At 69.5% G+C, this 16,973-nt stretch carries 18 protein-coding genes; 5 read left to right on the forward strand and 13 right to left on the reverse strand.

Translation table 11 applies throughout. The features are described from left to right. Positions 1–31: 31 nt before the first annotated feature. Positions 32–1,549, reverse strand: coding sequence for an NAD(P)/FAD-dependent oxidoreductase (locus tag QMO76_RS13360; protein WP_306361566.1), 1,518 nt, complete (start codon positions 1,547–1,549; stop codon positions 32–34). 70 nt (positions 1,550–1,619) lie between these two features. On the opposite strand from QMO76_RS13360, the gene QMO76_RS13365 reads away from it, so the two are divergent. Next, positions 1,620–2,642: an AraC family transcriptional regulator gene (locus tag QMO76_RS13365; RefSeq protein WP_306361567.1), complete on the forward strand. Its 1,023-nt coding sequence runs from the start codon at positions 1,620–1,622 to the stop codon at positions 2,640–2,642. Between the two features lie 103 nt (positions 2,643–2,745). Next, positions 2,746–2,934 carry a hypothetical protein gene (locus QMO76_RS13370; RefSeq protein WP_306361568.1) on the forward strand — a complete coding sequence of 63 codons (189 nt, stop codon included), beginning with the start codon at positions 2,746–2,748 and terminating at the stop codon, positions 2,932–2,934. A 25-nt stretch (positions 2,935–2,959) separates the two neighbouring features. Here the strand turns inward: QMO76_RS13370 and QMO76_RS13375 are convergent, their stop codons facing one another. Continuing rightward, a complete protein-coding gene (locus tag QMO76_RS13375; RefSeq protein ID WP_306361569.1) occupies positions 2,960–3,763 on the reverse strand; it encodes a nuclear transport factor 2 family protein in 804 nt (267 codons plus the stop codon). A gap of 198 nt (positions 3,764–3,961) precedes the next feature. Here QMO76_RS13375 and QMO76_RS13380 point away from each other — a divergent pair, with 198 nt between their 5' ends. Then, positions 3,962–5,551, forward strand: coding sequence for a GMC oxidoreductase (locus QMO76_RS13380; protein ID WP_306361570.1), 1,590 nt, complete (start codon positions 3,962–3,964; stop codon positions 5,549–5,551). A 27-nt stretch (positions 5,552–5,578) separates the two neighbouring features. Here the strand turns inward: QMO76_RS13380 and QMO76_RS13385 are convergent, their stop codons facing one another. From QMO76_RS13385 to QMO76_RS13425, 9 genes are read right to left on the reverse strand one after another with little or no spacing between them, the layout of a single operon-like run. Continuing rightward, on the reverse strand, positions 5,579–6,145 hold the full coding sequence (locus QMO76_RS13385; RefSeq protein ID WP_306361571.1) for a hypothetical protein: 567 nt from the start codon (positions 6,143–6,145) through the stop codon (positions 5,579–5,581). Between the two features lie 13 nt (positions 6,146–6,158). Beyond that, positions 6,159–7,115, reverse strand: coding sequence for an MlaD family protein (locus QMO76_RS13390; protein ID WP_306361572.1), 957 nt, complete (start codon positions 7,113–7,115; stop codon positions 6,159–6,161). After that, on the reverse strand, positions 7,112–8,173 hold the full coding sequence (locus QMO76_RS13395) for an MlaD family protein (protein WP_306361573.1): 1,062 nt from the start codon (positions 8,171–8,173) through the stop codon (positions 7,112–7,114). Before QMO76_RS13395 ends, QMO76_RS13390 begins: the two co-directional genes overlap by 4 nt. Further along, a complete protein-coding gene (locus QMO76_RS13400) occupies positions 8,170–9,255 on the reverse strand; it encodes an MlaD family protein (RefSeq protein WP_306361574.1) in 1,086 nt (361 codons plus the stop codon). Before QMO76_RS13400 ends, QMO76_RS13395 begins: the two co-directional genes overlap by 4 nt. Beyond that, positions 9,255–10,271 (reverse strand): MlaD family protein, encoded by a 1,017-nt coding sequence (locus tag QMO76_RS13405; RefSeq protein WP_306361575.1) that lies wholly within the window; start codon positions 10,269–10,271, stop codon positions 9,255–9,257. Before QMO76_RS13405 ends, QMO76_RS13400 begins: the two co-directional genes overlap by 1 nt. Further along, the gene (locus QMO76_RS13410) at positions 10,268–11,263 is read right to left on the reverse strand and encodes an MlaD family protein (protein WP_306361576.1); all 996 of its coding nucleotides are present in this window, start codon (positions 11,261–11,263) and stop codon (positions 10,268–10,270) included. The genes QMO76_RS13405 and QMO76_RS13410 overlap by 4 nt, the downstream gene beginning before the upstream one ends. Next, on the reverse strand, positions 11,260–12,294 hold the full coding sequence (locus QMO76_RS13415) for a mammalian cell entry protein (protein WP_306361577.1): 1,035 nt from the start codon (positions 12,292–12,294) through the stop codon (positions 11,260–11,262). The genes QMO76_RS13410 and QMO76_RS13415 overlap by 4 nt, the downstream gene beginning before the upstream one ends. Positions 12,295–12,296: 2 nt before the next feature. Then, on the reverse strand, positions 12,297–13,163 hold the full coding sequence (locus tag QMO76_RS13420; RefSeq protein WP_306361578.1) for an ABC transporter permease: 867 nt from the start codon (positions 13,161–13,163) through the stop codon (positions 12,297–12,299). Beyond that, a complete protein-coding gene (locus QMO76_RS13425; RefSeq protein ID WP_306361579.1) occupies positions 13,160–14,005 on the reverse strand; it encodes an ABC transporter permease in 846 nt (281 codons plus the stop codon). The genes QMO76_RS13420 and QMO76_RS13425 overlap by 4 nt, the downstream gene beginning before the upstream one ends. A 369-nt stretch (positions 14,006–14,374) precedes the next feature. On the opposite strand from QMO76_RS13425, the gene QMO76_RS13430 reads away from it, so the two are divergent. Next, positions 14,375–14,602, forward strand: a complete 228-nt coding sequence (locus QMO76_RS13430) for a nuclear transport factor 2 family protein (RefSeq protein ID WP_306361580.1) — start codon at positions 14,375–14,377, stop codon at positions 14,600–14,602. 3 nt (positions 14,603–14,605) lie between these two features. Here QMO76_RS13430 and QMO76_RS13435 read toward each other — a convergent pair whose 3' ends face one another. Continuing rightward, positions 14,606–15,697 (reverse strand): calcium:proton antiporter, encoded by a 1,092-nt coding sequence (locus QMO76_RS13435; protein ID WP_306361608.1) that lies wholly within the window; start codon positions 15,695–15,697, stop codon positions 14,606–14,608. A 91-nt stretch (positions 15,698–15,788) separates the two neighbouring features. Here QMO76_RS13435 and QMO76_RS13440 point away from each other — a divergent pair, with 91 nt between their 5' ends. Next, positions 15,789–16,514, forward strand: coding sequence for a VIT family protein (locus QMO76_RS13440; protein ID WP_306361581.1), 726 nt, complete (start codon positions 15,789–15,791; stop codon positions 16,512–16,514). Between the two features lie 9 nt (positions 16,515–16,523). Here QMO76_RS13440 and QMO76_RS13445 read toward each other — a convergent pair. Next, on the reverse strand, positions 16,524–16,973 hold a 450-nt coding region (locus tag QMO76_RS13445; RefSeq protein WP_306361582.1), incomplete at its 5' end, for a hypothetical protein.

Raw genomic sequence — 16,973 nt, forward strand, 5'->3', positions numbered from 1 at the left:
TAAAGAACCTGATCACCGGCCTACCGGGCATTCACGGCGTGTTGAGCGCGGCTCGCTCCGACAACGACGGATTCTCGCACCGCGCCCCCGTGTGCGGTCGCAGCGTCCCGCGCAGATCCGTGCGCAGAGTGGTCGCGACATCGAGCAGATAGTTCTGCCGCACCCGCCACGGATGCCGGTCGCCCTGACGCGGGAAGTCACCGATGGAGCGCTGAATGTAACCGGAGGCCAGATCCAGCAGCGGACGCTCGGCGAGCGGACCGTCGGCCCGCGGCGCCACGGCGGCGAAACCATTGCGGTCCATATACGAGAGCACCTTGCACACCAGGCGCGAGGTGAGGTCGGCACGCAGTGTCCAGGAGGCATTGGTGTAGCCGATGCACACCGCGAAATTGGGGACGCCGGTGAGCATGGTGCCCTGCCAGACGAAGCGTTCGCTCAACCGCACCGGCTCGCCGTCCACGGTGAGGTCGACGCCGCCGAAGGCGAGCAGTCGCAGCCCGGTGGCGGTGACCACCACATCGGCGTCCAGCACCCGCCCCGACCGCAGCCGAACACCCTCGGGCACAAACGTTTCGATGTGATCGGTGACCACCTCGGCCTTGCCCTTGCGCATGGCCTTGAAGAAGTCGGCGTCGGGCACCGCGCACAGCCGCTGATCCCACGGGTCGTAGCTGGGCGTGAAGTGTTCGGCGACCAGCCGCTCATCCTTCAGGATGCGCGTGGTCAGCCCGGTGAGCAGCTTGCGCGCGGCCGCCGGGCGACGGCGGCAGTACTGGTAGAAGCCGATGCCGAACAGAATGTTCTTGGTGCGGATGACGCGGTGCGCCAGCCCGGGCGGCAGCAGGGCTCGCAGCCGGTCGGCCACCTTGTCCCGGCCCGGCACCGCGGAGATCCAGGTCGGTGAGCGTTGCAGCATGGTCACCCGCTCGGCCTGATCGGCCATGGCCGGAACCAGGGTGACGGCGGTGGCGCCGCTGCCGATCACCACGACCCGCCGCCCGGCGTAGTCGAGGTCCTCCGGCCAGAACTGCGGGTGCACCACCCGCCCCGCGAAGGATTCGATGCCGGGGAATTCCGGTTCGTGGCCGCGCTCGTAGTCGTAGTAGCCGGCGCAGGAGTAGAGGAAACCGCAGGTGAGCGTGCTGCGTTCGGCACCGCGTCCGGAGAGGGTGAGCGTCCACCGGGCGGTGGCGCTGTCCCACGCGGCGGCGATGACCTTGGCGCCGTAGCGGATATGCCGGTCGATACCGTTCTCGGTGGCGGTCTCGGTGATGTAGCGCAGGATGGACGGCCCGTCGGCAATGGACTGGGCATCGCGCCAGGGCTTGAACGGGTAGCCGAGGATGAACATATCCGAATCGGAGCGAATCCCCGGGTAGCGGAACAGATCCCAGGTGCCGCCCAGTGACTCGCGCGCCTCGAGGACGGCGTAGCTGCGGTCCGGATGCTCGGCCCGCAGCCGGTAGGCGGCTCCGATCCCGGACAGTCCCGCGCCCACGATCACCACATCGAGGTGCTCGATCCGTTCGGCTGTGCGCTCACTCATGATCTCCAGTCTGGGGCCGCCCCGCTCGGGCTTCTTGACTCTGCACGACAACTATTTGATTCTGAACGACATGTCGGTCATCAGATCCGCCGGACTGCGCGGCTTCCGCGCCACCGTCGCGGAACTCGGCGGGGACGCCGAGGAATTCGCCAGCGCCTGCGGGCTGCCCGTGGCCGCTCTCGACACCGACGACCTGCTGGTCTCCGACTACGCGGTGGGCGCGGTGCTGGAGTTGGCCGCGCACCGGCTGCGCTGCCCCGACCTCGGATTGCGCATCTCGCGCCGCCAGGATCTGGCGATGCTCGGCCCGCTGGCCCTGGCCATCGGCAACTCCCCGACCCTCGCCGATGTCATGAACTGCACCGCCCGCTACCTGTTCGTGCACGCCCGCGCGCTGAGCCTGACGGTGGAGCCGGACCCGTACGGAGATGAGCGGGTGATCGCCCTGCGCTACGGCGTGCCACCCGGCGCGCCGAGCCCGGTGCAGGGCACCGACCTCGGACTGGCCTTCGTGCACCACACCATCCTGCAACGGCTGGCGACGGAGCGGTACGGCCTGCGCTCGGTGGAGCTGCCGTATCGACCCGCCGCACCGCTGCCGGTGTACGAGGAGTTCTTCGGCGCGCCGGTGCGGATCGAGCGCCCGGCCGCGCTGCTGCGCGTGCCCAGTAGCCTTGCCACCCGGCCGCTCTCGGGTGGGGACGCGCACCTGCACCGGCTCGCCATGGCGTTCCTGGCCGAGCTCACCGGCGGTGCGGGCGTCGAGACCGCGCCGCGGGTGCGGGCGGCCGTACAGCGGCTGCTCGGCACCGCCGCACCCGAAATCGGCGCGGTGGCACGACTTCTGACGGTGCATCCGCGCACGCTGCAACGGCGGCTGGCGGCGGAGGGCACCTCGTTCGCGGCGATTCTCGACGAGGTGCGCCGGGAGGAGGCCCGCCGGTACCTCACCACCACGGATATGCCGATGAGCCAGGTGGCCTCGCTGATCGGATTGTCGGAACAGGCGGTTTTCACTCGCTGCTGCCGACGCTGGTGGGGTGCGACGCCGACGGCGGTGCGGCGCAGCGGAAGTCGCGGGCGGCGCGGATGAACCCCTCGGCGGAACGGACAAACGAGGCGGGATCCCAACACGGTTCGCATACGGACGCGTGTCGCTGATCTTCGCTGGGAATTTTCCGATAAGGATGGGAAGGGTGAATTGCCCCTCCTGCTCGTGGCCCCCGCCCGCATCCGCCGTCACCGGTCACCGTGGTGTGCGCTATCTGCGCTGCGTCTGCGGACAGTGGCTGATCGCGGTGCACGGCAGAGTGGTCGGCACGGCCGGCGGCAGCACCCTCACCGGCACCGATGCGGTGAACGAGATCGTCGGCGCGCAGCGGTGATTCAGCGCGGGCGCGCAGCGGTGATTCAGCGCGCCAGGTAGACGCGCGCCGCCTGCACGCGGGTGCCGTGCTCGGCGAAATCGAGTTCGGCGACGCCGCGACCGTCGGGGCTCTCGACCGTCGCGGTCACGGTGCGGCCCGCCGCGATGAGTTTGCGCCAGCGTAGCCCGGTGGCCCGCACCGCGAAGTCGTCGACCGACATGCGGTCTCCCACCGGCCATTCCAGCCGCGCCACCGGTGCGAGCACCGCGCGCACCCCCGCGGCGTCTCCGCGCCCGGCGGCGTCGAGGAAGCGCGCCGCCGCCCGCTTGCCGCCGGAGCCCACGCCGCTGAACGCCCGCAGGAATCCGAGCGCGCCGCCCACGCCCTGATTGCCGATCAGCTGCGGCCCCAACTTCATTCCCGCCGTCAACCCCGGCACGCCCGCGCCGAGCAGTTGCCTGATCATGCCGGGCAGCTCCCAATGCGCGCGCAGGGCACGGATTCTCAGCCCGCCGTCGCCCTCGGCGACGTCGTAGCGCAGGTGCATCGGCACCGGCAGCGTGACGCCGGTCGACATGGTGGTGTGGATGGTCAGATCGCGGAACACCGTCATCCCGCACACCACATCGTGGTCCACCTCGAAGGCGATGTCGTTGGGTGCGATGAAGGTGTCGTAGAACCGCTCCAGCGCCGCCCGCCCCCGATGCGGGCGGGAGCCCACCGGATCCTCCACGCTCGCGCCTTCCGCGAACAGGTCCACCCAGGCGGCCCGATCGTGGGCGGCCACCGCCTTCGGGGACGCCTCGACGGTCGCCACTAGCTGCGCAGCAGTCGGATTCGCGGACACGATTCTCCTCCACGGTGTTGAGCTGGGCCGATGGTACCGGGCGGGTGGTGCGGGGCGTCAAAGGGACTCGGGGACAGCCGGGCTGTTGAGCCGGGTGAAAGATGGGCCACGAAGCGGCAATCGAGCGGTTACGATGAGCCCGGACAGTCACTGCGCGTCCGTCTCGGGGGTGGATGCGGGGATCGGAAGGACATTCCGGTGCGTATCGACGACCTGCGGGGGTTGCGGGACGAGGAGCTCTCCGCCGATGTCTGCGTGATCGGCTCCGGACCGGCCGGGTTGACCATCGCCACCGAATTGGCGGGGACAGCGCTGCGGGTACTGGTGCTGGAGAGCGGCGGCCGCGCGGAGCAGCCGGACACCGACGAACTCAACGACATCGACAATGTCGGTGCGCCGCGCTCGCTACCGCACCGCCACGCCCGCAACCGGGTGCTCGGCGGCAGCTCGCACACCTGGGCCGGACGCTGCGCACCCCTGGATGAGCTGGACTTCGCCCGGCGGGAATGGGTTCCGGACTCCGGTTGGCCGATCGGCGCGAGCGAGATGGAGCCATATCTGGAGCGGGCGGGCGCACATCTGGGGCTCGGGCACGGTGTCGGGTTCACCGACGACCGGTTCTGGACGCTGGCCGGGCGCTCCGCACCCGCGGCCGAACTCGACCGGCGGTGGCTGCGCCCCTACTTCTGGCAGATCAGCAAGGACCCCGGTGACCCCTTCGACTGCAAGCGTTTCGGCAGACACGTCCCGGCGATCTCCGCCGCGAATGTCCGGGTCGTCCTGAATGCCACGGTCGCTCACATCGATACCGATCCGGACGGCACCCGGGTGCGGGCGCTGCGGCTCCTCGACGCCGACGGCGGCGAACGCGTGGCTGTCGCCCGGCACATCGTGCTGGCCGCCGGGGGAATCGAGAATCCGCGCCTGCTGCTGGCCGCCAACCGCATCGTGCCCGCCGGACTGGGCAACCGCCACGACATGGTCGGCAGATATCTGCTCGACCACCGCTGCGGGGCGGTCGGGACGCTGGACCCCGCCACCTCGGCCGCCGTTCGCGACCGCTTCGGGAAGTACGTCGTGAAGGGGCGCGGCGGGAAACACACCTTCCTGCACGGCGTCGCCCTCGCCCCGGCCGTCCAGGAGCGCGAGGGACTGCTCAACTGCGGCCTGTGGATTCAGGAGGTGCCCACCGACGACGACCCCTGGGAATCGGTCAAGCGCCTGCTGCGGGGGCAGGTGACGATGCGGGACACCCGCATCGTGTCGACCCACCCCGGCCTGCTGCTGTCGGGGGTGCGCCGCCGCGTGGTCAACGGCACCGGACTGCCGCGCAAACTCGCCGAGGTGGAACTGCGCTGCATGGTCGAGCAGCAACCCGATCCGGACAGCCGGGTCACCCTGAGCGACAAGGTGGACCGGCTCGGCATACCGCTGGCCCGGGTGGACTGGAAGGTCCACGGCGTCGAGGACGCGACCGTCCGCCGCACCGCCGCCCTGGCGGCCGGTGAATTCGCGCGCCTCGGCTTCGATCCGCCGCACCTGCACCGGTGGGTGCGCGAGAACAGTTCGGAGCCGGTGCGACTCACCGACTGGGCGCACCCCACCGGCGCGACCCGCATGTCCGCCGATCCGCGCACCGGCGTGGTGGACGCGCACTGCCGGGTGCACGGGATGGACAACCTGTATGTCGCGGGCAGTTCGGTGTTCCCGACCAACGGGCACGCCAATCCCACGCTCATGATCGTGGCCCTGGCGGTCCGGCTGGCGGACACCCTGCGCAAGGGCTGAGGAGCGCCCGGCCCCGCTGCCGCGGCCCTACTTCCGCGGCAGCGTCATATCCATGCCGCCGACGTCGGCGATCGCCCAGCCGTCGGGGTTGACCGTCACGTTGTAGGTGACGGTGGTCTTGACGCCCTGGGGGTTCTGGGCATTGGTGCTGGTGACGTCGAGGAAGACATCGACCAGGTAGGCGTCGCCGTCCCGACCGGTGACCTTGGCCGCGATGGGGGTGGCACTGGAGGTCCACTTCAGGACGGTGAGCGCCTCGGACAGCTTCGGCCCGGCCGCGTCGAACTGCTCGGACAGCTTGCTCGTGGTGTTCGCCTTCAAGCGGCCCTGCCACGCGCCGAGGTCGGCGAAGTCGATATTCGACGCGCCGACCGCGTAATCGGTGGCGACCTGCTCGGCGTGCTGTTCGGCGGCGTTCGCGGCATTGATGTCGTCGAGGTCGCCGCGCGCCGACAGCCACAGGCCGGTGGTCACCACGGCCACGGCGACGAGCACCGCCGCCACGGCCCCGGCCACCAGGGTGGACACCGGCAGCGACACGGTCTTGCGCGCGGTCACCGCGGTGGCTTCGCGCTTCTCGGCGTCCTCGGACATCCGCTTCCTCCTACTACTTCACATTCACCCGCACGCGCACGGCACCGTCTCCGGTGTCGGCGAGCGCCTGCGAGATCAGGGTGCTGATATCGATCTGGGGTCCCGTGCTGCGCACCGCGTCCGCCAGGGGTTGCAGGGCGGGTGCGAGGGTCTTCAATTCGGGTCCGGCCTGCTGCAACCAGTCGTTCAGCCGTGCCAGGAAGGTAGCCAGCCCGTTGTCGGCCATATACGCATCGGGTCCGGGGGCACCGTCGACCAGTCTACCGACCGCCTCGACCAGGTCGGTCAGAGCATGCGAGAACTGGACGAATGCCGGGGCGGCGGCTCCGGTGGCCTCGCCCATGCCGTCGATATCCGCCGCCGCGGCCTGGAAGCTGTTCAGTAGCTGAGCGATCTCGGGCTCGCGGCTCATAATGGCCGCGGCCAGCAGATCACCCGACCGTTGCAGGGCGGGCATGGCGCTGTCGGTGCCGATGAAGGCGTCGCCGAGGGTGCTCACCAGCGAGCCCACCGCCTCGGGGTCGAGCTGGTTCATGGTCTTGGTGACCAGGCGGGCGACCTCCGGAATGGACAGCGGCGGGCGCACCGCCGACGCGTCCAACCGCTGGCCGTCGGCGAGATACGGGCCGCCGGGGCGGTTGGGCCGGAATTCCACATAGGGTTCGCCCAGCGCCGAGAGATGTTCGATGACCACGGTGCTGTCGGTCGGCACCCGCCGATCAGCGTCCAACCGGAAGCGCACCTCCACCCCTGCGGCGGTACCCCGCACGGCGGTCACCTCGCCGACCTCGATACCGGTCAGCAGAATCGGCGAACCCACCTCGAGCGATCCCGAATTCGGCAGCACCATGGAGGCGTCGGTGAACTCCGCGAACGGATCCGCCCGCACCACACCGAAGGTCAGATAGCTCGCGCCGACCACGGTGACGACGCCGATACCGGCCAGCGAGGCCAGTGATCCCCACTTCATCGCACGGCTCCGATCATGCGCAGGGTGGCGACCATGCGATCCACCTGCTCGTCCTTGCCGACCGAATCCACCGACACCCCGGTGACATTCACCTTCGCGCCCTGTTCGAAGAACGGAATCACCTTGTCCCGCAACAGGGCGATGAGCAGGTTCAGATTGCCGGGCGCGGACAGGTCCAACGGCGCACCCGACACCGCCAGCGGCACGAACGCCTGCGCGACCGCGTCACCCGAGGTGGCGATGGGAGCCAGCCAGGTCAGCGAGGTGCCCAGCGCGCCGAGCGCGGTGAACAGGCCCGCCACGCCGTCGATGGAGTGGGTGATGCCGTTCATCTGATCCACCGAGACCTGACTCAGTTCATGGTCCAGGAATTCCATCTTGTCGTGCAGTACCTGCGCGTTGGTGCCCAGTCCGTCGAGCAGCAGGTCGACCCGGTCCAGATTGGCGGCCAGGTCGACGGCGTCGGCGGCGAGCACCTGCGCGATGCGCTGGGTCTCCGCGGGATCCTGTGGCAGCACCGAATTGAACCGGTGGATGATGTCCTGGAGCTGGTCGATGGCCCCGCCCTGGGTGAAGGTTGCCAGCGCGGCCATGGTGTCCTCGAGCTGGACCGGCGGCGCGGTGCGGGCGAGCGGGATGGTGCCGCCGTCGCCCAGCAGGTCACCGAATCCGTCGGTCGGAGTGGTGAGCGCCAGGTGGATATCGCCGAGCACGGTGTTCTGCCGCAGCTCGGCCACGGTGGTCGCGGGCAACTGGACGGCGCGGGCGATGTCGACGTCCACCACCACGTAGCCGCCGCGACCGGCGGGAGCCTGCGCGGCGTCCACCACTCGGACCCCGGCCACCGTGCCCACCAGCGCGCCGTTGGCGATGACCTTGGCCTTGGCGGGCAGGTTCAGCACATTGTCGAATTCGATGTGCAGCCGATAGGTCGGCCCCGACACCGTGGTGCCGGGCACCGGCACCGAGGCGGGATCGAAGCCGCAGCCGCCGGCACCCGCCAGCAGCGCCGCCGCCAGCACCGCGATTCCGGTGCGGCGCAAGAGTTTCGCCGTCATCGCGCACCCGCCGTTCCCAGCACCAGCTGAACCAGAGGAATCTCGACCATGCCGTTCGCCGCACTCGCGCACCGACCGGGCGCGACGGCGTCGATGGCCGCGCACACCTGCTCGGCCTCCGGTGCGGGCAGCGCCACCCGCGGCGACCCGTAGGTGATGCCGTCGGGGCCGGTGACCGCCTGCGCCACCGAGGTGATCACCGGCAGCTTGCGCACCACCTCCGACAGCGAGCCGATATTCGCGCGCAGCAGCCGGACCATGGGCACGGCGTCGTTGAGCGCGTCCATGATCGGATCGCCCGCCAGCACGACCAGGTCGTTGAGCATCGGCAGCACCGCGCCCAGTCGGTCGATCAGCACCGCGCCGGGACCGATCAGCTCGTCGCTGGCGATGGTGAGCGCCGGAGCCAGCCGCAGCAGCATGCTGCGCAGATCGCCCCAGTGCGTCTCCACCTTCTCCGCCACCGAGGCGAAGGAGTCGAAAATGCCCACCAGATGCGCGATGTCGGCATCCGGGGAGGTCATGGCCGCACCGAGTTCGTTGACGATGTCGTTGATCTCGCGGCCGGTGCCCCGGGTGGCGTCGTCGAGCGCGACCAGGCCGCGGCCCAGCACGTCCGGGGCGTCGGCCCGCTGGATCTCGGCGGACAGATTCGCCAGCGCGGTCAACGTCTCGGTAATGCTCTTGGGGGTGAGGGTATTGGTGATGGGCCGGGACGGATCCCACAGCGCCCGATCCTCACCGCTGGACAGCACGGCCAGATTACGGTCGGCCACAATCGATTCGGAGACGGTGGTGGCGGCGGCGTCGGCGTACACCGGGTACTTCGCGTCCACCGAGAAGCCGACGGTCACCTTGCCGTTCTCCGGCTCCACGGAATCCACGGTGCCGACCGCGATCCCGCGCATGGTCACCTTGTTGCCCTCGTACAGGCCCACCGCGTCGGGCATGATCGCTGTGTAGGAGATGGTCTTCTTCATCGGGTCGAACACGACGACGTAACCGATGACTGCGACGAGCACGATCACCAGCGCACCGGCGACCGACATGAACGCCTGCGATCCGAGCATCCGCTTGAACATCAGCAGTCCCTCCCGGGCAGCGGCACGCAGATGGCGGCGGGCGGGGAGATGGTCCGGCCGGACCGGTCCACACCCACCCCGCCGTCGGGAATCACCAACTGCGACAACTTGTCCTGCAAACCCTGCGCGGCGGTGAGCATGGGCTGGAATTCCCCGCTGAGGGTGCGCAGCGCCGCCACCGCGTCGGTGACCCTCGTCTGCAGCCGGTCGTTCCACACCGGACCCAGCACCGCCACCCGATCGAGCACGCCGCTCAGCAGCCGGATCGCCTCGGCCATCTCGGCGTGCTTGTCCAGCAGCACCGTGACCAGCAGGTTGGCATTGTCCATCAGGCGGCCGAGGTCGGTCTTCGCGCCGTCGTACATGCGCACGTACTCGTCCAGCACCGCGACGGCGTTCGAGACCTGGGTGCGCTGCCGGTTCAACGCGTCGACGTAGGTGCCGAGCGTGTCCAGGGTGGTGCGCAGGGTGTCCGGCGCGGCCTCCAGCGAACCGCTCAATGCGGACAGATTGCGGTGCAGCGCATCGCCGTCGAGCTGTTGCAGCGGCGCGGCCGCGGCCTGGAAGGTCTGGATCAGGCTGTACGGCAGCCGGACCCGGTCCGCGGGGATCGGGGTGCCGCCCAGCGGCCGCTCCCCCGCCGGGAACATCGCCACGTAGTGGCCGCCGACCACGGTGAGCATGCGGATGTCCAGGGCGGTCTGATCGCCCACGAACACATTGGAGTTCACGGTGAAGCGCATGACGACCTTGTCCGGCTTCAGCTCCAGCGATTCCACCTCGCCCACCGAGATACCGGCGATGCGCACGTCGTCACCGGCCTTCACCGACTGGGCCTCGGTCAGTTCCGCCGTGTAGGTGTGCTTTCCGAACGGCACCACGTACAGCGCGCCCACCGCCAGCAGGCAGACGGCGAGCAGAACCGCGCCGACGACGCCGCGGCGCAGTTCCTGCCGCTTGCGGGTGTCGTCGTCGATGACCCTGCGCGCGCGGGGCAGCAGGCTCGACAGTCTCATCCGTTGCACAGCACCACCCGCTGTCCGGAAACCAGGACCTGGAGCAGGCCCGGCAGTTCCGCGGTTCCCCTGCTGCACTGCGGCGTCCAGCCCGAGGCCGACGGCAGCGCGGCGTCCGCGGCGGCCAGCACCGCGGGCAGTCGCCCGAACACCGCCACCGCCTCCCGCGGATCGGGGAACAGTCGCCGGATCAGCTCGTCCACGTCGTTGCCCTCGGCCAGGCCCAGGGTGCGCAGCAGCGAGTCGACCGGGGCCAGCACCGACGGCGCGGTCACCGCGAATCGCGCCAGACCGCCGATGTTCTCGCGCAGCGATTCGAAGATGTCCGACAGCCGGGCCAGCAGCGGCACCAGGTGGTGCACCCGGCCACCGACCCGGTCCGACAGCTCCGACATATTGCGGATCAGGGTGCCGATCACCTGCTGGCGGTTGTCCACGTAGGACGCGAGCCGGCCGATGGCGTCCAGGGCCGGGCCGACGCCGCTGCCGTCGCCCTCGATCACCGCCACCATGCTGGCGGTGAACTGGTTGATCGCATCGGGGGAAATGGTGGCCAGCACCGGACGCAGGCCGTTGAACAGGCTGGTGACATCGAAGGACGGCACCGTCTGCTCGACGCCGACGGTGGCTCCGGCGGGCAGGCGCACCCCGGGCCGCGGCTGCTGCTGGAGGTCGATGTAGCGCTGCCCGGTCAGGTTCTGGTAGCGGATGGCCAGTGTGCTGTTGTCGTAGACGGCGGCGTCGGACTTGACGGTCAGACGCACCCGCGCCCGGGTGCCGTCCAGGTCGATTCTCTTCACCTTGCCCACCTGTACGCCGTACATGCGCACGTCATCGCCGACCTTGAGGCCGTTGGCATCGGTGAACAGCGCGTCGTGCGCCTCGGTCTCGCCCGCGACGGGCCGTTCGATGAGCTGGATGACCATGGCCAGCACGGCCACGATCACCACCGCGAACAGTCCCAGCCGCCAGGCGGCGGCCCCCACCTTCATCGGCTGCCTCCCGCACCCAGGAGCGGCACCGCCACGGCGGGCACGCCGCGCAGATCCACTTCGACGTTCAGCACCGGACCGTTCGGGGTGTCCGGCATGGCGGCGCGCAGCCGCTGCAGGAGTTCGGTCAGCTCACCGGCGGTGCGCTGCGGCGCGGGAACCATCTGCGCCAGCACCGACAGGATGGCGGCGAGCGTGTCGGTGGTGGCGGAGAGCTGGGTTCCGGCCTGGCCCAGGGTTTCCGACAGGGTGGGCAGCAGCTTGTTCACCACGATGTCCACGCCGTGGTCGTAGGATTCCCGATCCTGTTGCAGCCGTTCGATACTGCGGATCACGTCGACCACCTCGACCGCCGCGCCCGCGAACCGGCCGCCGCCGTCGAAGGCCGGGCCGAGATTGCCGAACAGCTGTGAGGGCGGCATCCTCTGGTTGTCCACCACGGTGCGCGAGGCCGTCACAATGGCCTGCGCCAGGGGCGTGAACGCCTCCACATCGGCCGCGACCTGCGCGATCACCGTGGCCAGCTGCGGGGTGAGCACCGAGTCGCCGACCTGCGACATGCTGCGCAGCAGCGAACCCATGGTGGCGTCGTACACCCCCGCCGAGTTGGCCCCGGTCAGGTCGATCTCGGCGCCGGTGCGCAGCGGCGCGCCGCCCGGCCCCCGGCGCAGCTCGAGTTCGCTGATGCCGAACAGATTCTGCGGCGCGTAGTCCACCAGCAGCGAGTCGTCGAGGCCGTACAGCCGCGACTCGTCGAGTCGCAGGGCGATGCGCTGGGTGCCGCGCGCGGCGGGCGTGATCGCCACGACCTTGCCGACCAGCACGCCGTCCAGGCGCACCTGGGTGCCCGCCAGCACACCGTCACCGATCTGCTCGGTGTGCAGCGAGATGCGCAGTCCCGCCTCGGCGGTCATGGCGCGCACGCCGTACCAGGCCGCGGTCACGGCCACCACCACCGCGACCGCGATGGCTCCCACCTTCATCGCCCGGCCGCGGTCGACCGCGACCCCGGGCATTCCGTAATTCGGCATCCCTACCCCGTGAACGTGATCGCCGAGTTGAAGCCCCACAGCGCGATGGACAGCACCATGTCGATGGCGACGATCGCCACGGAGCTGGCCCGCACCGCCTTGCCCGACGCGATGCCAACGCCCTCCGGTCCGCCGGTGGCGAAGAACCCGTAGTAGCAGTGGATGAGGATGACCACGGTGGCGAAGATGGCCACCTTGATCACCGCCGCGATCACGTCGAATCCGGTGACGAACTGGAAGAAATAGTGGTCGTACACGCCCGCGGCGGACCCGTGCACCAGCGTGATCAGGCCGCGGCAGGACAGGTACGACAGGATGAGCGCGATCAGGAAGGTCGGGATGATGGCCACCGCACCGGCCAGCACGCGGGTGGTGACCACGAAGGGCACCGAGCGCAGGCCGAGCGATTCGATGGCGTCGATCTCCTCGGAGATGCGCATGGAGCCGATCTCGGCGGTCATCCGGCAGCCCGCCTGCGCGGCGAAGCCGATGGCGGCCGCGATGGGCGCGAGTTCGCGCGTGGTCGCGTAGGCCGACACCAGGCCGGTCACCGGTCCCATGCCGAGCATGTCCAGGGTGGCGAACGATTCCACCGCCACCGACGCGCCCATGACCAGGCCGAGCACGATCATCATCGGGACGGTGCCGCCGCCCACGATGACCGAGCCGCGACCCCACGTCATATTGGTGATGGCGCGCATGGTCTCGTCGCGATAGCGCTTCAGCGTCAACGGAATCGACGACAGCACCTGCCAGACGAAGGCCAGCACGAAGCCGAGATTCTCGATGCGGCGCAGAATCAGCCCGCGGCGGCGGTAGAAGCGCGCGAACCAGCCGAGTCCCTTGGGGACGTAGGTCGATGTGGTCATGCCAGCCTCGTGGGCAGGAACATGGCGGTGATCTGGGTGGCGACCAGGTTCACCACCACGATGGACACCACCGAGAGCACCACCGCGGCGTTCACGGCGTCGGCCACGCCGCGCGGGCCGCCCTTGGCCTCGAGTCCGCGTTGGCAGGCGATGACCACCACCAGGAAGCCGAAGATGACCGCCTTCACCAGCGACACCCACACGTCGGCGGTGGTGGCGAAGGAGCCGAAGGTCGCCCAGTAGCTGCCCGGCGTGACGTTCTGGCCGCCGACCGCGACCGCGTATCCGGCGAGCACGCCGACGAAGATGATGAGGATGTTCAGCAGCGGGGCGACGAACAGCATGGCCACCATGCGCGGGATGACCAGGCGGTGAATCGGGCTGATGCCCATGGTGTTCAGCGCGTCGATCTCCTCGCGGATGGTGCGCGCCCCGAGATCGGCCGCGATGGCCGCCGCGCCCGCGCCGCCGAGCAGGAAGCCGGTGGCCAGCGGCGCGCCCTGCTTGATGACGCCGAGTCCGCCCGCCGCGCCCAGCAGCGAATCCGCGCCGAGGGTGTGGATGATATTGCCGACCTGCACCGAGACGATGACGCCGAACGGGATGGCGATGAGGATCGCGGGCAGCGCGGTGACGGTGATGAGCCGCCACGCCTGGATGATGGCCTCCCGCCACTGGAACTGCCCGCGCGCGATATCGCTCGCCGCGCCGGTGACGGTCTCCTGGGCGATCCCGGCGGCCCGTCCGAAGGTGCGCAGGGAGGACACGACGGTTCCGGAGAAGTTGTCGCGCACGATCCGCGCGGCGGATGAGGTCGGGAGCGACCGGGTATCGGGCTTCAAATCATTCTTCTCCGTGATCGGCAACACTGCCTGCCATCAAAGCTAATGGTTACGGGCGGTTACAACAAATCGAGTTATGGTGTGATCGACACCGCCTGGTTACCAACGGGTAATAACCTCGCCGACCAGGTCAAGCGGCTATATCAGCATGTGAGCAGCTGTTGTGAAACCTGTTATCAGCGGTAACGGCTATCAATATGGTGCGCGTCACGCCTGCGGTGAACCAATGGCATCAGGGCTTCGGAGCCGTCGGTAATACCTCGAGCGCGCAGCAAGTGAACTGTCAGCAATCACGATGGCCGTGGTCAGCGACCCACGGATTCGCGGGATTCGGCTCCCGCGCCGCGCTCGGAGGAGTTCACTGGCGGTGTGGATCAGACCGTGACCGCGATCCTGGGGGCCATCGAAGCCGACGACTGGACCACATTCGCGAAACTCGTTCACCCCTACGTGCACTGGTCCGAGAACGGCCGCATCACCCGGGGCCGCACCCGGGTGATGGCCATGCTCGCCGGACGTCCGCACCATGGCGATTCGACGCCGCCCGCCCGCGCCTACGAGCTACGCGACGGACAGGTGTACCGCTGGACCTCGTGAACCTCAGGGGCTGACGGCCAGGAACAGGAAGGCGGAGAACAGCACCAGGTGCACACAGCCCTGCAGCAGCGTGGCCCGGCCGGGCACCACCGTGAGCGCGCCGACCACCACCGTCAGGGCCAGCAGCACCATCTGCGTGGCGCCGAGGCCCAGCATGAGCGGACCCTCGATCCAGATCGAGGCCAGGGCGATGGCGGGAATGGTCAGTCCGATACTGGCCATGGCCGAGCCGAGCGCCAGGTTCATGCTGATCTGCACCCGGCCCCGCCGGGCCGACCGCACCGCCGCGAGCGCCTCCGGCAACAGCACCAGCAGCGCGATCACCACACCGACCGCGGACTGCGGCAGCCCGGCCGAGGCGATCGCGGCTTCGATATTCGGGGAGACGGTCTTGGCCAGGCCCACCACGCCGACCAGGGCCAGCAGCAGCAGACCGAGGCTGGCCAGGGCGCGCCCGCCGGTCGGCGGCTCCTCGTGCTCGACGTCGACCGTCGCGGCCGGACCGCCCTCGACCGGCAGGAAGTCGCCCGGATGCCGGACCGTCTGGACCATGACGAACACGCCGTAGAGCACCAGCGCCGCCACCGCCGCGAAGGCCAACTGCGCACCCGAGAACACCGGACCCGGCTCACTGGTGGTGAAGGTCGGCAGCACCAGGCACAGCGTGGCCAGGGTGGCCACCGTGGCCAGTGCCGCCCCGGTGCCCTCGGCATTGAAGACCGCCACGCGCCGCCGCAGCGCGCCCACCAGCAACGACAGGCCGACAATGCCATTGCAGGTGATCATCACCGCCGCGAAGACGGTGTCGCGGGCCAGCGATGCCGCCTTGTCCCCACTGGACAGCATGAGCGTGACGATCAGGCCGACCTCGATGACCGTCACCGCCACCGCGAGCACCAGCGCGCCCAGCGGTTCGCCGACCTTGTGCGCGACCACCTCGGCGTGATGCACCGCCGACAGCACCGCCCCCGTCAAGGCCGCGCTCACCAGGATCACCGCTGCCGCGTTCAGATCGCGACCCCAGGAAACCGCCAGCACCAGGGCGGCGATCAGGGGAACGAGAGTGGACCAGTGACGCAGACAGAAGCGGGCCATGCCGTCCATATTTCCAGCTAATCGGCCGCATACCGGCAAAGGAGAGCTTTACCTCGCTTGATTCATGGGAGGAATCACTTAGGCTGCGGTCGTGGACCAGACAACCGGGACGCAGTCGCACCCGCACGAACCGCATGCCGAAGGGTTCGCGTCCAAGCTCAACTGGCTGCGGGCCGGAGTGCTCGGAGCCAATGACGGCATCGTCTCCACCGCCGGTCTGGTGGTGGGCGTCGCGGCCGCGACCACGGACGCCACCAATATCCTCACCGCGGGCGTCGCCGGACTCACCGCCGGTGCGATCTCCATGGCGGCCGGTGAGTACGTCTCGGTGAGCACCCAGCGCGACTCCGAGAAAGCGTTGCTGGCCAAGGAGAAACGCGAACTCGCCGAGCAGCCCGACTACGAACTCGCCGAACTCACCGAGATCTACCAGGCCAAGGGACTCTCACCGGAGACCGCACGCAAGGTCGCCGAGGAACTCACCGCCCACGATGCCTTCGCCGCGCATGCCGAGGCCGAATTGGGTTTGGACCCCGAAGAACTCACCAATCCGTGGCAGGCCGCGCTCTCCTCGGCCGTGGCGTTCACCGTCGGCGCGCTGCTGCCGCTGCTGGCCATTCTGCTGCCGCCGGTGTCGTGGCGGATTCCGGTGACCTTCGCGGCGGTGATGCTGGCGCTGGCCATCACGGGTTCGGTGAGTGCGCGGCTGGGCGGCGGCAACCCGCGCCGCGCGGTGCTGCGGGTGGTGATCGGCGGTGCGCTGGCGATGGCCGTCACCTACGGAATCGGCCAGCTCGCCGGGGTTTCCGGAATCTAGCGCGAGCGGTCAGCGGCCCGGATACACCGCCTCGGCCGGAATGTAGTTCTCGGTCCCCGGCGACTTGGGCACGCAGACCCAGTCGCCATCGCGGACATCCCATGCCGAGATGACATTGTCGTGCGTGCAGTCGTCACCCACCCGGCGGTCGGCCAGGTCCATCGGCGGTGCCACCGGTGTGGGAATCCGCGCGGCGGGTGCGGGGACGGACGTCGTCGGCGCGACCGCGGTCGTGGTGGGCGGGGGCACGTTCGCGGGGACTCGCTCACGGCCCGTTCGCGTGTCGCCGCGACCGGTGAGCAGCATGCCCACCGCGACGGCGAGCACCAGCACGCCCGCGATCACCACGACCACCGCGAGGGCGCGCGGTGTGATGTCGCCTTCGCTGCGTCCTTCGGCCATACCTGAACTCCTTCGATGCGCGGCCACCCGGATCAGGGGGCGGGCGGCGGGGGTACC

The sequence above is a fragment of the Nocardia sp. CC227C genome (genome assembly GCF_030767025.1).
Classification (GTDB): Bacteria; Actinomycetota; Actinomycetes; order Mycobacteriales; family Mycobacteriaceae; genus Nocardia.

Bases quoted from the DNA above. Each gene is read 5' to 3' on its own strand.
- QMO76_RS13360 (WP_306361566.1), bottom strand. From the start codon at position 1,549: ATGAGTGAGCGCACAGCCGAACGGATCGAGCACCTCGATGTGGTGATC.
- QMO76_RS13415 (WP_306361577.1), bottom strand. From the start codon at position 12,294: ATGCCGAATTACGGAATGCCCGGGGTCGCGGTCGACCGCGGCCGGGCG.
- QMO76_RS13435 (WP_306361608.1), bottom strand. From the start codon at position 15,697: ATGGCCCGCTTCTGTCTGCGTCACTGGTCCACTCTCGTTCCCCTGATC.
- QMO76_RS13420 (WP_306361578.1), bottom strand. From the start codon at position 13,163: ATGACCACATCGACCTACGTCCCCAAGGGACTCGGCTGGTTCGCGCGC.
- QMO76_RS13390 (WP_306361572.1), bottom strand. From the start codon at position 7,115: ATGAAGTGGGGATCACTGGCCTCGCTGGCCGGTATCGGCGTCGTCACC.
- QMO76_RS13385 (WP_306361571.1), bottom strand. From the start codon at position 6,145: ATGTCCGAGGACGCCGAGAAGCGCGAAGCCACCGCGGTGACCGCGCGC.
- QMO76_RS13400 (WP_306361574.1), bottom strand. From the start codon at position 9,255: ATGTTCAAGCGGATGCTCGGATCGCAGGCGTTCATGTCGGTCGCCGGT.
- QMO76_RS13395 (WP_306361573.1), bottom strand. From the start codon at position 8,173: ATGACGGCGAAACTCTTGCGCCGCACCGGAATCGCGGTGCTGGCGGCG.
- QMO76_RS13405 (WP_306361575.1), bottom strand. From the start codon at position 10,271: ATGAGACTGTCGAGCCTGCTGCCCCGCGCGCGCAGGGTCATCGACGAC.
- QMO76_RS13365 (WP_306361567.1), top strand. From the start codon at position 1,620: ATGTCGGTCATCAGATCCGCCGGACTGCGCGGCTTCCGCGCCACCGTC.
- QMO76_RS13410 (WP_306361576.1), bottom strand. From the start codon at position 11,263: ATGAAGGTGGGGGCCGCCGCCTGGCGGCTGGGACTGTTCGCGGTGGTG.